This is a genomic window from Legionella sp. 39-23 (assembly GCF_001897665.1).
Lineage (GTDB): Bacteria > Pseudomonadota > Gammaproteobacteria > Legionellales > Legionellaceae > Legionella > Legionella steelei.
The window spans coordinates 146,519-161,087 of sequence record NZ_MKTO01000047.1 but is presented as its reverse complement, the minus strand read 5'-3'; the positions used below and the strand labels follow the sequence as shown (position 1 = coordinate 161,087).

Genomic DNA, 14,569 nt, shown 5'->3' with positions numbered 1-14,569 from the left:
AATAGATTTGGAGCACAAGGTGAGCATCCCAGCAAACTCCCTTTATCGTTGTGAACAAATTAGGGCTTGTGAACAACAAGCAATATCTTTGTATCAATTAGACGAAAATGAATTAATGTCACGAGCAGGAAGCGAAGCATTTTTTCTTATAACAAAACTATACCCACAGGTTCGGCATCTTGCAGTATATTGTGGTGCAGGAAATAATGCCGGCGATGGGTATGTTGTTGCACGTTTAGCACATGAACACGGATTATTCGTCACGATTTACCAGTGCAAGGCTGTAGCCGATCTTCCTTTTGCAGCACAGCATGCAGCGTTAATGGCGATAAATGCTGGGGTTGACTGCCAAGCAGCGGATGAGCCTATAGATAGTGACGCTGAGTTAATTATTGATGCGCTTTTAGGGATTGGCTTGAAAGGGCCTGTGCATGGAGTTATTGCTTCGGCAATTCATCAGATCAATGCCAGCGGTCTGCCGGTTGTGGCTTTAGATATTCCCTCTGGCCTTAATACAGATACAGGAAAGGTTGAAAATTTTTGTGTCAAAGCCAATACGACGCTAACGTTCATAGCGCCGAAAGCGGGTATGTATACAGCAGATGGTCCCGATTATTGTGGGGCGATTCATTGCTGTTCGTTACAGCTTGATGCATGTGTTTCAAAACTAGCCCCTGCTGCACATCTTTTAAATTCAGCGACTTTACCGTTGCCGCTTGCTGAGCGTAAAAAAAATTCGCATAAGGGAAGTTATGGTCATGTGTTAATAATTGGCGGTGGGCCAGGCATGCCGGGAGCTATTAGCTTGGCTGCGAAAGCTGCAATGCGCACGGGCGCAGGTGCTGTAACTGTTGCAACTTGGCCTGAACATGCAAAGAGTGCGTTACCATTAATTCCAGAGGCTATGATAAGCGCAGTAAAAACAGCTAACGATTTAATGTCACTCTTAGCTCGCGCTACAGTCTGTGTGATTGGTCCCGGTTTAGGGGAAAGTGAATGGGCGCTTAACCTCTTTTTGACTGCTATTACGTCACAATTACCTATGGTGATTGATGCATCCGCATTAAGATTGTTATCCGAGCATGCTCAACTGGATGATAATTGGATTTTGACCCCACATCCTGGTGAGGCGGCCTGTCTGTTATCCTCTTCTACCGATTTGATTCAGAAAGATAGGTACCAAGCCGCGGCAAACATTCAACAGCAATATGGTGGGGTGGTGGTGTTGAAAGGTGCTGGTACTGTGATTCAAACTGCAGAAAAAGATACTTTTGTTTGTCCTCGGGGTAATCCTGCTATGGCAAGTGCTGGCATGGGTGATGTATTAAGCGGTATTATTGCCGGCCTCTGTGCGCAAGGGTTTTCTTTAGCTGATGCAGCACAATGCGGTGTTTGGGCGCATGCGGTTGCTGGAGACCAGGTAGCCAAAAAACTGGGGGGAACTGGCTTATTAGCCAGTGATTTATTTGATGTTTTACCTCATATATTGAATTACTCTGAATGATGATAAACAGTGAATCGGATACAGTAAGCATATTAGATTTGCCTGATGAAACGGCAAGTGAGCGTTTCGCCGCTCAATTGGCAGCTTGTCTTTGTCCCTCGCTAATTATGACCTTTAGTGGGGAGTTGGGGGCAGGTAAAACCACCATTATTCGTGCTATGTTGCGACATCTGGGAGTCGAATCGGCGATTAAAAGCCCTACTTTTTCACTAGTAGAAAGCTATACATGCAAGCATTTAACTGTTCATCATTTTGATCTTTATCGAATACATCATGAAGACGAGCTGGAATATTTGGGATTCAGAGATTATTTTACGCCAGAGAGTATATGTTGTATTGAATGGGCTGAAAATGCCGGAAAAACATTGCCTAATGTAGATATTCGTTTTAAGTTAAGTATTAAAGGGGCTGGACGTGAAATGCAAATAATGGCATTGAGCACAGTGGGTAAAAGAATTTTGGCTCGCCTGGTAGGTGAAAGATGATATTTCGCTCATGGTGTTTTATTGTAATGTGTCTTTGCTCCATTGCAACATTTAGTGCGCAACTTAAATCTGTGGCACTAAAACAACAAGGGAATCAAACCTCTCTTTTTCTAACAATCAATGGGCCGTTCACCCATAAAGTGTTTTTTTTAAGTAATCCTGAGCGTGTTGTAGTGGATTTAAAGGAAACGCAATTGGCTGTGAATTTAAACCAGCTGGGTCTAATCAATGGGTTGGTAAGACAAGTTCGTAGTGGACATTCTGATCCACGAACCTTAAGATTAGTGTTCGACCTCAATCAAAAAGTACAGCTCAGATCATCTCCTTGGAAACCTAATGGCGCTTTTGGGGGCGTGCGGGTTGATTTAGTACATAGTGGTCGTCCTGTGAGTCCAATTGTGGCACATATTCCCTCAAAAATTGCTCCTGCAGTGCCTCAAAAATTCCCTATCAAGATAAAGACGGCACAACAGACAAAATTGCCTGCGCCAATTGAACCGAAACAGCCAGCTCATCCGATTTTAGCCAATCAACAGCCGATTAAGGTAAGTGGTAGGCCTTCTAATTTGCGTGATGTGATTGTTGTTTTAGATGCAGGTCATGGAGGCAAAGATCCTGGCGCTCGCGGCCCTCATCACAGCCGGGAAAAAGACGTTGTATTGGCGATTACATTAAAGTTAAAACAATTAATTGATAAGCAGCCAGGAATGCGTGCAGTATTAACGCGTTCGGGAGATTATTATGTCGGTTTGCGACAACGCTTGGATATTGCCAGAAAATATAATGGTGATATTTTTGTAGCCATTCATGCGGATGCATTTAATAACCCTCATTCAAATGGGGCCTCTGTATTTGCTTTATCACAACGAGGTGCAACGAGTGAAGCGGCTCGCTGGCTTGCAGAAAAAGAAAACTATTCTGAATTGGGTGGTGTGAATTTAGGTGATTTAGACGACCAGAATGGTGTAGTACGTTCGGTTCTTATTGATTTATCACAAACTGCTACGATTAACTCTGGGTTGCAAATGGGGGGACGGGTTTTAAATCAACTGGGCAACTTTACTAATTTACATAATAATAAAGTGGAACAAGCCGGATTTATGGTGTTGAAGTCTGCTGACATCCCTTCAATTTTGGTGGAAACAGGATTTATTTCAAATCCCGTAGAAGAACGTAATTTAACAAACCCTCGTTATCAAGCACGTTTGAGTCAGGCAATTTTTCAAGGTATTAAAGGTTATTTCTGGGAAAATCCTCCGCATGGATCGCGCCTTGAAGCCATGACAACGAACAATGTGCATTTAGTACGTGCAGGCGAAACTTTACCTGCTATCGCTGCTCGTTATCGTGTCTCGGTTGCTGCCCTCCAATCCACAAATCATTTACGTGGTATTACTCGACTTAAGCCAGGGCAGAAATTGGTGATTCCTCCAGCATGGGCATAAGAATTCAGCAATTACCGCCACTTATAGCAAATCAAATTGCTGCGGGTGAAGTAATAGAGCGACCGGCATCAGTAGTAAAAGAATTATTGGAAAATTCTTTGGATGCAGGGGCTGATGCGATTACTATTGAAATAGGTTACGGTGGTCTGAATCAAATCAAAATCAGTGATAATGGCATAGGAATCGTTGCTGAGGATTTACCTTTAGCTATTGCTGCACATGCGACCAGTAAAATCAACTCACTCGATGACTTATATGCGATTGATAGCATGGGCTTTCGCGGTGAGGCCTTGGCCAGCATTGCCTCGGTTGCAAAAGTTACAATTAGTTCTAAACCGGAATATCAAGAAACGGCGGCAATGTTACGCGTACAGGGCACAGAACGCTCTTTTTCTCCTTGTGCTCGTGGTGTAGGAACTACAGTCGATGTGGTTGATTTATTTTTTAATGCACCGGTTCGAAAACGATTTTTAAAAAGTGAAAAACTGGAGTTTTTAGCAATAGAAACTGTAGTGAAGCGTTTTGCTTTAAGTGCGCCGGGAATTGCGCTCACATTAAAACATAATGGAAAACAGATTTTATCTTTGCCTGCCGCCACCAATGAACGAACTCGCCTAACACGTATAACTCGTATTTTAGGAGGTCCTTTTGTTAAAGAAGCAATTTATCTTGATGTAGAACATGGGGCAATGAAACTTTGTGGCTGGATAAGCGGCCCTAATTTTCAGCGTAGCCAGAATGATCGTTTGTGGGTTTACATTAATCAGCGCATGGTAAAAGACAAGTTGATTAATCAAGCGCTAAAGCAAGCTTATGATGGTTTGTTACATCCTGGACGGTTTCCTGCATGTGTGCTGTACTTTACAATGAACCACGCAGAGGTAGATGTGAATGTGCATCCTACCAAGCATGAGGTACGCTTTCAGCAACCGCGCTTGGTATTTGATTTTTTTACCTCACAACTGCTTGCAGCATTGATGTCACAAAATGTACCTCAAGAAGAAGTATCATATGCGTTATACACACAGCCGAGTCAGGAGCAAAGGCCAGAGATTTATGAACCCTATCCCAAATTGACGGGTTTAAGCAGAAGTATTTATCATTCGAAAACTGAATTATCTTGGGTTGTTTTAAATAGTAGATATATTTTAACAGTAATACAGCAGCAACCGTATGTTGTTGATGTCGTGGCGTTACATCAATATAGGTTGCAACAGCAAATTTCCCAGTTGAATTTTCCTTTAGCAAGCAGGCCTTTGTTGGTGCCGATTCGTTATGTCCTACCAGCAAAACTTCAGAGCAGCGCGGTGGAGTGGGAACTGTGTCTCAAACAGTTAGGCATGAGTCTTGAGTGGGCGGGAGAACATGAGGTGTTTATCCGTAGTATTCCTCTTTGTATGCCTTATTTGGATTTGCGTTTGTTTTTAGATTCTATTGTTGAATGCGATGTCATGCATCAAAGTACATTGTTGGAATTAATGAATCGCACACAAGAATTTGATCCCAGACTTTTAAGTTTCGAGGAAAAAATGGAATTAAATGAGTTGCTGTTGGCTATTTATAAAGAGGGAAATCAGCAGCCAGGATTATTTAAAGAATTAACACATGAAGATTGTAGAAAATTAGTAGATGTTTGAAGGGATTCTTTCTTAACTTAAGTTAAATCCCTTTTCCTTGCAAGGGAGGTGCCCGTAGGGCGGATGAGGGTGTGATTACGGTGTTTGATTGAGATGATGAATGGTTAAATTAGTTTTTTGTTTGATGGGACCTACTGCTTCAGGGAAAACGGCTTTGGCGTGTGAGTTAGTAACACATTATCCTTTTGAAGTGATTAGTGTTGATTCCGCAATGATTTATCGAGATATGAATATTGGAACTGCTAAACCAACTCCTCAAGAACTACACGTTGCGCCACATCATTTAATTGATATCAAAGATCCAATTGAGTCTTATTCTGCTGCTCAATTTTGTACTGACGCTTTATCCTTATGTGACGCGATCATTAAGAAAGGCAAAATTCCTCTACTCGTGGGAGGGACGATGATGTATTTTAATGCATTACAAAAAGGCCTATCTACATTACCAGAAGCCGATCCTGTTGTGCGCCAGCAATTAGAGGATGAGGCTGCTTTAGCTGGATGGCCTGCACTTCATCAAAAATTAAGACAGATTGATCCTGAAGCTGCTGCACGTATTCATGCTCATGATACACAACGAATTCAACGTGCATTAGAGGTATATTATGTGACGGGTAAAACATTGTCTTCTTTCCTTGCGCAGCACAATGAGAAACCGGATTATCATTTTGTGAATTTTATTCTTTTTCCTGAGCAAAGAGCATGGTTGCACGAACGTATTGCACAACGTTTTGATCATATGCTCGCGGAAGGCTTTCTTGAGGAAGTAAAACAGTTACAGCAAAAATGGAGTTTAACCATGAATTTGCCTGCAATGCGTTGTGTAGGGTATAGACAAGCACTTGAATATTTGCAGGATGATTTTGATTATTCTCTAATGCGTGATAAAGGGATTGCTGCTACCCGGCAACTGGCGAAACGTCAGTTAACCTGGCTTAGGAGTTGGGGGGAGGCTTTTTATTATGATCCACAAAATGAGGCTTTTCGCGATGAGATTATAGCGAAAATTGGGGAAATATTAGATAATCCTACCAAATAAGTTTAAAGGAACATCATGAAAGACGCTAAAAAAGAACCAGCGAGTACGAAAAAAAATTATGTAGTACATCGTAATGAATTACCTTTGAGTTGCCCGACAAAGGATATGGTGTTATGGAATGCCCATCCTAAGGTTTATTTACCTATTGAAAAAACTGGTGTGGAAGTTTGTCCTTATTGTGGTTCGAGGTTTGTTTTGCAGAATGATTAAATCCATTTGTATTGTACGTTTATCTGCATTAGGTGATGTTTTAATGGCGGTTCCGCTCATTAGAACCTTACAAGCCAGTCTTCCCCAAGCCAAATTGACTTGGATCATTTCCAAGCCTGCTTTTGATTTGGTGGAAGGGATGGACGGTGTTGAGTTTATTCTAATTGACAAACCGAACACGGTTGTAGACTATTGGCGCTTTAAAAAGCAAATGAAAGGGCGTACCTTTGATGTTTTATTAGCGCCACAAGCCAGTCTCAGGACCAACTTCCTCTATCCTTTGATCAAAGCAAAACGCAAAATAGGGTATGATGAACATCGAGCAAACGATGCACATGGTTTATTTGTTAATGAGCGCATTACCCCAGGCTTGGAGCATACTTTAGATGGTTTTTTGAAATTTGCTCAGGCTTTAGGAATAAAGGAACGTGTTATTCGCTGGGATTTACCTATTTCTTCTGCGGATTATGAGTGGGCAGAACAGCATTTACCAAAACAGGGCCCAATTTTGGTAATTAATCCCGCAGCAAGCAAGCCCGAACGGAGTTGGCCTGTTGCGCGTTATATCGAAGTATTGCAACGAGCGCAGGAACAATGGAATGTGCAAGTGCTTATTACTGGGGGGCCGATTGATTTTGATAAACATTTGGCAGAACAAATAACCCAAGTTATCCCTGCCGTCAATCTCGTTGGCAAAACCAAACCCAAACAATTATTGGCACTTATCAGTAAAGCGACGGTTGTTCTTTGTCCTGATACAGGTCCTTCGCATATGTCTACTGCGGTAAACACTCCGGTTATTGCCTTGCATGCGGTGACTAACCCGCTTATTTCAGGTCCTTATCTTTTTCAGCATTTAGTTGTAAATCGTTATCCCGAAGCGGCAGAAAAAATTCTAGGTAGTAAGCGCATTGAAGATGTCTGGGGCCAGCATGTACATGGTGAAGAGCCCATGCAATTAATTTCTGTTGATGAGGTGATGGAGAAGCTCTCGATCGTTTTAGAAGGATATCAATCACTAGATTGAACGGCCTAAGCTACTTTGTTGTTGTATCTCCTCAGATGATGGTTCAAATGACACAACACGTTGATGGAATTTCATTACCGTAGAGCGATGTGCAATACTGATTACAGTTGTGTGGGGTAGTTTTTCTTTTAAAAGGCGATAGAGATGGGCCTCACTTTCCTCATCCAGTGACGCAGTGGCTTCGTCTAAAAAGAGCCAATCGGGCTTCTTTAATAAGGCTCTAGCAAAAGAAATTCGTTGTTGCTGGCCAAGAGATAATCTTGTTGACCAGGCATCTTCTTGATCTAACTCTGCAATAAATTGCTCCATTTTCCCACCAACAGCACACAATACTGCTTTATATTGATCATCAACATAGGTGCTAACTGGGTCGGGGTAGGCAAGTATGGCTTTTAATGTGTCATGAGGAATTAATGGTTTTTGAGGTAAGAAATAAGTTTTTTGATGTTGGGGAATACTAATTTCACCAGTTCCATAGCCCCAAGTTCTGCGAGCTGCTTTGAAAAAGGTGCTCTTACCAAAACCTGAAGGTGCTTTGATTAAGGTATTTTCTCCGGGTTTAAATTCCAAATTTAAATTACGCATCATGTGGCCAGGCTTTGAAGCACGTGGATATGCAAGTGTTAAATTTTTTACCGCTAAAGTCGTTGTTTGCGATTCATGAATATGAATATTTTTGGGGTTTATTTCACGTCGTTCATTATCCAGCTCTTCTTCGAGTTGGGCAATTCGCTCAATACTCGATTGATACTTCTGCAATTCAGTATAGGAGTCAACAAACCAATTAAAGGCTTTATTGACCTCATTAAACGACATGCCGATTTGGGCTATCTGTCCAAAATCGATTAATCCTGAGAAATAAGCAGGAGCTGCGAAAAGATAGGGTAATATATCAGCAAGGTAGCTGTTGCACATTTGAAAGGCAGATACCTTTAAATTGACCCACATTTTCTGGAATGCATTTTGTGATACTTGCTCTATATCATTCTCTAGTATTTTTTGGTGGTAATGTTCTCCACCTTCAAGAGCAATATTTTCAGATTCGTTATGAATAAATTCCAAATCTTTCCTAAGCTTTGCTTCCAAAAGATCTTCTTTTTGATTAATCGCGGTTAATGATTTGCCTAACATATGGGTAATCACACTGTTGATTAATGCAACACCTAACGAAGCCCACACAAGATACCCGGGAATAACGAGATTAGCCCCGAAAACTACTATGGTAAGCGTGCCGCCAATAACCCAAAGCGTGCCAATAAAGATCGCTAAGCTTAATGTGGATCTAAAAAATTCAGTGCTTAACGACAGAGTATGATCAACAAAGCCTTTAATGTTTTTTTGAATGCGTTGTTCCGGGTTGTCAATATGTGGTGCAACACGGGCTAAGTCCAGATAGTTTTTTTTCCCAAAGAGGTATTTATTAATGTATTTTGATGTTAACCATGACCGCCATTTGATGGATAAGGTATCAGTTAAATAATCCATTAAGCTACTCATGCCAATAATGACGGCACTGGTTAGGGCGATGGCGCCACTATAAAACAGAAACCCCGTTAATTCTTTTGCTGTAAGTGCTGCCCAAAATCCTAAAAACCCCCAAGGCAGAAAGGCCGTTATCGCAACAATGGCGATAATGCTTAAAAAAATCCCTCCAAGTAAGAGCCATGCAGTTAATTTCTGATCGGAATTAATAAAATAATCACTAAATAATTGAAATGCTTTTTTTCTAGAGGAAAGGTCCATTTATTTTTATTCCATTTTTATTCATGTGAGTGCGGGAATGATCCGTTTGTTTCCCATATTCACATTAATTTAACTCAAATTGTCGATCCTTGAAACAGAGATGACGTTAATTTATCGAGAAAAAAATTATTTTTTGGACATCCCATATTTTTATAAATTTACTTGTGGCCAGGGTGACATGAAGTGAAACCTGTTGCGGCTTTTTGAGTTTTTATTGAGGTTGCTTCTAAGTTGATCTTATTGTTTCCAATAAGAAACAGAATATTAGGCTCGAATCAAATCATAGAGTAATGTTCTGACAATCCTTCTTCTGGGTGGCGCAGTTTTGGGGTGGCACTCGTTTTAGGAAATCTATCAAGAAAAAAACCAAAGTGTTCTGTCTCTCGATCAACGTCAGGTGTTGTAGGCGGTTCATGTGTGCTAGATTGCTGTTGATGCACATTTAAATTCACCTCATCAGTTGGTGAAGTTGTAAATCGTTCGGACAATAATGAGGTCGTTAGCAATGTCGTAAAGGCACTGAATAAGCCCATTGCGGACAAGGAGCAAATACTGCTAAAGGCTGCGGCAGCCCCTGCTGTAAAAGTGATGACGGGTAATGCGAGACCGCCTGTCGCAATTGTTGCAATCAACACGCTGCAAATGAGTAAGGCGCTTGCTCCCAATAATAAGCCGATGGATAGATTCGATGCCAAAAGAGCTTTAGGCCAGGGGGTACTCTTCTCAAGGGCAGTATCAATAGAAAGCTGTACTCGATAAGAATTAAATAAAACAAAAAGAGTCGTTGACAGCATTATCGCCATAGGAATTAGCGGTGAAACTGGGATACCGGCGATGCAGAAGCTGATAATAAAAGCTAAGAAAGCGATGGTGCTATAGGTTAAAATCAACTTGTTTTGTGTGGCGTCTTGATGTGCAAAACGATTTAATTTGTTGTGTTGAAATAAATAATCTAATGAGCCGTTTAAACAAATATCAGTAAAAAATGCTGATTTATCACTAGAATTCATAGCACAACTGACTCCCCCCTTTTCAGAAACAACGCGACAGCAAGGAGCATCATTTAAACCATCGCCTACGAACCAGACTCCTTTAGGATTGATCCCCGAAGTAGCCATGAGTGTTGTTAGAAAACTTTCTTTATTTCGTGGTGTTTGTTCCGTGTGGATATCTTCCTCTGCAAAAATAGAACCGATTTGATGATTAAATCCTTTAGCTGATGCACGATTATCGCCAGTGATCATGATAATTTTCTTCCCTTCTTCCTTTAAGCGGGATAGGGCCTTTACAATACCTTTTCTTGCCTCATGCTTAATATAGATAACTCCTTGGTAAATACCGTTTTCTGCAACATAAACAGCGGAGAAGCCTTGTTCAATTTTTGCTTGATCGATTTGCGGGAGAATTACTTTGTTGCTTCTTAAATATTCAGCGCTACCTATTTGAATCAATTTTCCTTGTATCATCGCAGCTAACCCACGGCTCTGCGGATCTATGTTGCAATCCTTGATCTCATCAAAACGAATATGAGGGTTTCTGCGCGTTTCATAGTGCTTCATGATTGCTTTAGCCAGGGGGTGCTCGCCACCGTAAATTTTTTCTAATAAATAAATTCTTTGCCATAATGGTGAACTGATATTAATATCAGATGATTCTACTTTAGAGTTCCCTGTAGTCAGAGTCCCTGTTTTATCGAAGACAATGGTGTGTATTTCATCATCCTGTCCGCCCATTAGTGTCTCATCGCGTAATTGAATTCCTTTTTTATTCCGATGGTGGATGCTGATTAAGCTGGGTAGCTGGTGGGCAATGGCAATAGTACAAGGACATACTGAAAATAGGATGCCAATTATATTTTGCATGATCAAAGAAAAGGTTGCGATCCCGAAGGCAATTGGAGCAATGATAGCCGCTGCGATGCCAATAACAACTAAGGCTGTGTAGAGGTATGCAAATGGAGGTATTGACTCAGAGGTAGGAGTCGATGTTTTTCGCGCACGGTTTGCACGAAATAGCAGACTATTGACAGTACTATTGTATGAGTTTTTGGTAGCATAAACTGATACCAATTGACCACGGTTAATTGCTCCTGCAGGAATATGCTGCCAAAGTTGTTTGCTTTGCTGCGACTCCCCTGTGAGAAGTGACGCATCGATAATGGTATTACCCTCAACTAAAATGCAATCAACGGGAAAACATTCTCCAGGTTTAACCTTAATCAGCATACCTTCTCTCAGTAAACCTTTCTTTACCCCACGTATTTCTCTATTTTTTAAATCTTTAATTAACAATAAAGTACTATCCTCTGCATCGCTTGCTAAAGAACGACTTTCAGAAAGAGGCTGGACTTTGTTTTTGAGGTAAATAGTCATATTGTTGATTAAAACCTCTGACTCGCCCTGTGATAAATGATAGCAATCGTATTGTTCAGACATTTGTGGGAATATAGTTTTCATCCCCTTTAATTGCATTTTTTTTGACTTGTCTAAAACAAGACGTTTAATTTCATCCATGCTGTTGATACAAGTTATCAGCATAATTGGCATGATAAAATTCATAAAGGCCATGGAAAAACTACTGGCTAACGGCATAGTAATTGTATGAAAAAGTGTGTGTGCTAGAGATAAAAACCAACCCAGACTAATCGTGGTAGCCATGTTGGTCAGGGAGCCGGTGCGCAAGTTACGGAAAAAATTAATCAAATATTCACGAGCTGTAAAAGCGGTAGCGAGAAAAGAGATTGAAGTCAAACCCACAGTCAACAAAATTGAGGGCGGAAATATGAGCGCTAACGTGGTAACTAAACCCATTGCAATGAGATTAATTAATATATTTATCCAATTGGTTTTAGAGTGTTTATGCTCTTGCTCTTCCTCAGGGTTGTCTATGAACTCGAAGGGTATGTCCTCTTTAATCTTAGCTAAAAGAGTTGCATGAAAATTTTTCGCGGGAATAAAATCACTCGTTTCACTTTCAATGGAGATATTTAGGCGATGAATACCAAGTCCATTTGGTTCCGCATCTATGATGGGGTGTGCATCTGCAGGAAGAAGTTTGTCTTTAATACAATCATCAATACATGAACTCAGTAAGTTTTGGATTGCATTGCCGCAACCATCAAAACACATGATGCCAGAAACGAGAAGGGACTCTTGAAAAAGGATGTTTTTCATACCAAGCAACGGATGGAAAAATGATGGCTAATTTTAAAATACCAAGTATTAAATTTCTACATTAAGGGCGGGTTTATTTAATGATATTACGAAGTATTGATGTAATCGTTTACTTATTAACCATTTGTTCTTTGCCTTGTTTGTTCTTTCTGGATAATAGTGCTCAGTTTGTCACAGTGTATTCATTTAGTCTTTTGTAAGCGTATCTTGTTTCGCTTTGTAAATGACGTATATAAAATGATATCGGCGTGTAAAAGTCTGAGTAACATGCATATGCAAATTACCCAGACTAAAACGAATACAGAATGAATAGGGTTATTATTGTGATGTAGTGAGATCAGCATTTGGTGCGCCACTACGAACGCTTTGTAATAACAAGATGCTATTGGTCATTAATAGACGTTCATGGATTTGTCGATCTAAGTACAGTTGATAATTAATCTCTGCAAGTAAGATGGCAATTTCTTTTTCTACAGTAGCTGGTGCTGCAGTGTTAAGTTGAGTAATCCACTGAGTGTTTTCTTGTTGACCACCAGTACCACCAGCTCCTCCGGTACTCGGAGTATTGGTAGCACCTGCAGCAGTAGCACCATTAGGAAATAATCGCCAAGTTGCCATATTATATTCACTTAGGGCTTGGCTCATTGGTGTTAGATTTTGCCCCCCCGTTCCTGTTGTTCCTGCGCCCTGCGCTGGAGTTTGAGGCATTCTTTTAGACATAATATAGTATAGGTTACTTACTCCTACTGAGTTTTGGGCAGCATAGGTACGCAAGCTTGTCAGGTATTTGGTAATTAATTGTGTCGCCTGAATTTGTTTCGTACCGACAGAACCGTCAGTGTTAGGCGTAGTCGCCAAAGAAAGTTGGTCGAAATCATACCATTTGGGCAATTTTATAGGCACAAGGCTGCCTGAAACATAACGAATAAAATTATTGGCAAGTTGCTGTTGATTTTGTGCGTTTAATCCGCCGTTTGTACTGCCAGCATTATCAAGACTATCAGTTGAATACATTAATGGCCCAGTTAGTGCGTTGCTATTAAGCTGATTTAAAAATTGTGAAATGTAACTGCCGGTAAAAAATGTTGTTGCAGTGGGTATGGAGGTTCCTATTACATTTTGGGAGACTAATCCTCCATATAGATACTTACAATTTGTTGTAAAGATAGTTGGATTTTGTTGATTTCCATTTTCCATACAGTAAGTGGCATCAGGTGTTCCTAAAATATTGAGTATGGCTTGGCTTACTGGCTCTTGTTGAAACGCTCCTTGGCCAGCTCCCCCAGTAGCTCCTGATGATTGATTTTGTTGCACTGATTGATCGAACAATGGGTTCGCAGTAACTGTTGACAAGGTGCTAGAAGACCCCGAGCCATTAAAGCCATTAAACGTATTATTAACTTGGTTATTAGCTATTTGAGCTATAGGAATATTATTAAGGTTACTCGGTACTAATTCAGAGAAAGGAGTTGCTGCATTTCCAGTAGATCCACTCGAATTCGCAGTACTACCACTTGTATAAGTGTTTACCGGGATCGAACCTAAATAAGTATAAAACGCATAGGTTTGAGCCAGTTGTGCTACAGGTGTGTTGATCAATGTGTAGTTTAGCACAAAGTTCTGGGGTTTTTGGGGAGGGTTAGTTACATCAAAACCCAAGTAATTACCAAAATTTTGGAAATACTTGACCATTTGTTGCATATTAGTAGACATTTGTTGCTGTTGACTATATAACATAGTTGCATTATCTGCTCCAGCAGGAAAAACAGTAAAACAAAGCAGATTAAGCAATACAAATTTAGACGACGATAATTTCATTTATTCTTCCCCTTCAAGTGCACGTAAAACAAGTTTTAGACGGTACTGACAAAAAACTCGCGACAACAATCTTAAACGTTCAAATACAATGTTTCTTTTGAGAAAAACCCCCGCTGGATCATGGCTTCCTGTACTTGTTTCTTCTGCATGGATTAAAACACGAGAAGCACTACCTGGATGGACTGTATCAATTGCCTGCAGCAGACGCAGTCCGCGACCTGATTTAATATTTCCTACGATGCGAATAAATTTCTCCTCTTCGGCCAGGAGCCCCATATCTATTTTTTCTATGTCGTCAAGTTCTCTACCTAACTGCTCCATAGCCTGCTCAAACTCTGGATTTCCATCAAGGGTCCAATCTTCCACACTTTCCATAAAAGTGATCACTCTATAGATCATTGGATCAATATATTCAAACCAGTATTGTGCGGATGCTTCATGACTAAGATCTGGCATTTTTTACTCTTTCTTTACTTATAATTAGCGGA

At 40.6% G+C, this 14,569-nt stretch carries 11 protein-coding genes; 7 read left to right on the top strand and 4 right to left on the bottom strand.

Annotated elements, in window-relative coordinates; genetic code table 11:
• Positions 1–25: 25 nt before the first annotated feature.
• From BGO44_RS18050 to BGO44_RS18020, 7 genes are all read left to right on the top strand, one after another.
• Entirely contained in the window at positions 26–1,504 is a 1,479-nt protein-coding gene (locus BGO44_RS18050) for an NAD(P)H-hydrate dehydratase (RefSeq protein ID WP_416338566.1), read from the top strand.
• The gene (gene tsaE, locus BGO44_RS18045) at positions 1,501–1,989 is read left to right on the top strand and encodes a tRNA (adenosine(37)-N6)-threonylcarbamoyltransferase complex ATPase subunit type 1 TsaE (RefSeq protein ID WP_416338563.1); all 489 of its coding nucleotides are present in this window, start codon (positions 1,501–1,503) and stop codon (positions 1,987–1,989) included. The genes BGO44_RS18050 and tsaE overlap by 4 nt, the downstream gene beginning before the upstream one ends.
• Complete coding sequence (locus tag BGO44_RS18040) at positions 1,986–3,434, top strand: N-acetylmuramoyl-L-alanine amidase (protein ID WP_058510605.1); 1,449 nt, start codon at positions 1,986–1,988, stop codon at positions 3,432–3,434. The genes tsaE and BGO44_RS18040 overlap by 4 nt, the downstream gene beginning before the upstream one ends.
• Entirely contained in the window at positions 3,425–5,071 is a 1,647-nt protein-coding gene (mutL, locus tag BGO44_RS18035; RefSeq protein ID WP_273199308.1) for a DNA mismatch repair endonuclease MutL, read from the top strand. The genes BGO44_RS18040 and mutL overlap by 10 nt, the downstream gene beginning before the upstream one ends.
• Positions 5,072–5,171: 100 nt before the next feature.
• Complete coding sequence (gene miaA, locus BGO44_RS18030; RefSeq protein ID WP_058510603.1) at positions 5,172–6,110, top strand: tRNA (adenosine(37)-N6)-dimethylallyltransferase MiaA; 939 nt, start codon at positions 5,172–5,174, stop codon at positions 6,108–6,110.
• Positions 6,111–6,125: 15 nt separating this feature from the next.
• A complete protein-coding gene (locus tag BGO44_RS18025; RefSeq protein ID WP_058510602.1) occupies positions 6,126–6,320 on the top strand; it encodes a zinc-finger domain-containing protein in 195 nt (64 codons plus the stop codon).
• A complete protein-coding gene (locus BGO44_RS18020; protein WP_058510601.1) occupies positions 6,313–7,347 on the top strand; it encodes a glycosyltransferase family 9 protein in 1,035 nt (344 codons plus the stop codon). The genes BGO44_RS18025 and BGO44_RS18020 overlap by 8 nt, the downstream gene beginning before the upstream one ends.
• Here the strand turns inward: BGO44_RS18020 and BGO44_RS18015 are convergent.
• From BGO44_RS18015 to icmW, 4 genes are all read right to left on the bottom strand, one after another.
• A complete protein-coding gene (locus BGO44_RS18015; RefSeq protein WP_058510600.1) occupies positions 7,339–9,090 on the bottom strand; it encodes an ABC transporter ATP-binding protein/permease in 1,752 nt (583 codons plus the stop codon). The genes BGO44_RS18020 and BGO44_RS18015 overlap by 9 nt on opposite strands.
• 275 nt (positions 9,091–9,365) lie before the next feature.
• The gene (locus BGO44_RS18010) at positions 9,366–12,263 is read right to left on the bottom strand and encodes an HAD-IC family P-type ATPase (protein ID WP_286823462.1); all 2,898 of its coding nucleotides are present in this window, start codon (positions 12,261–12,263) and stop codon (positions 9,366–9,368) included.
• 318 nt (positions 12,264–12,581) lie between these two features.
• Entirely contained in the window at positions 12,582–14,081 is a 1,500-nt protein-coding gene (icmX, locus tag BGO44_RS18005; protein ID WP_058510598.1) for a type IVB secretion system protein IcmX, read from the bottom strand.
• Complete coding sequence (icmW, locus tag BGO44_RS18000; RefSeq protein ID WP_058510597.1) at positions 14,082–14,537, bottom strand: type IVB secretion system protein IcmW; 456 nt, start codon at positions 14,535–14,537, stop codon at positions 14,082–14,084. It abuts the gene before it with no gap.
• Between the last annotated feature and the right edge of the window lie 32 nt (positions 14,538–14,569).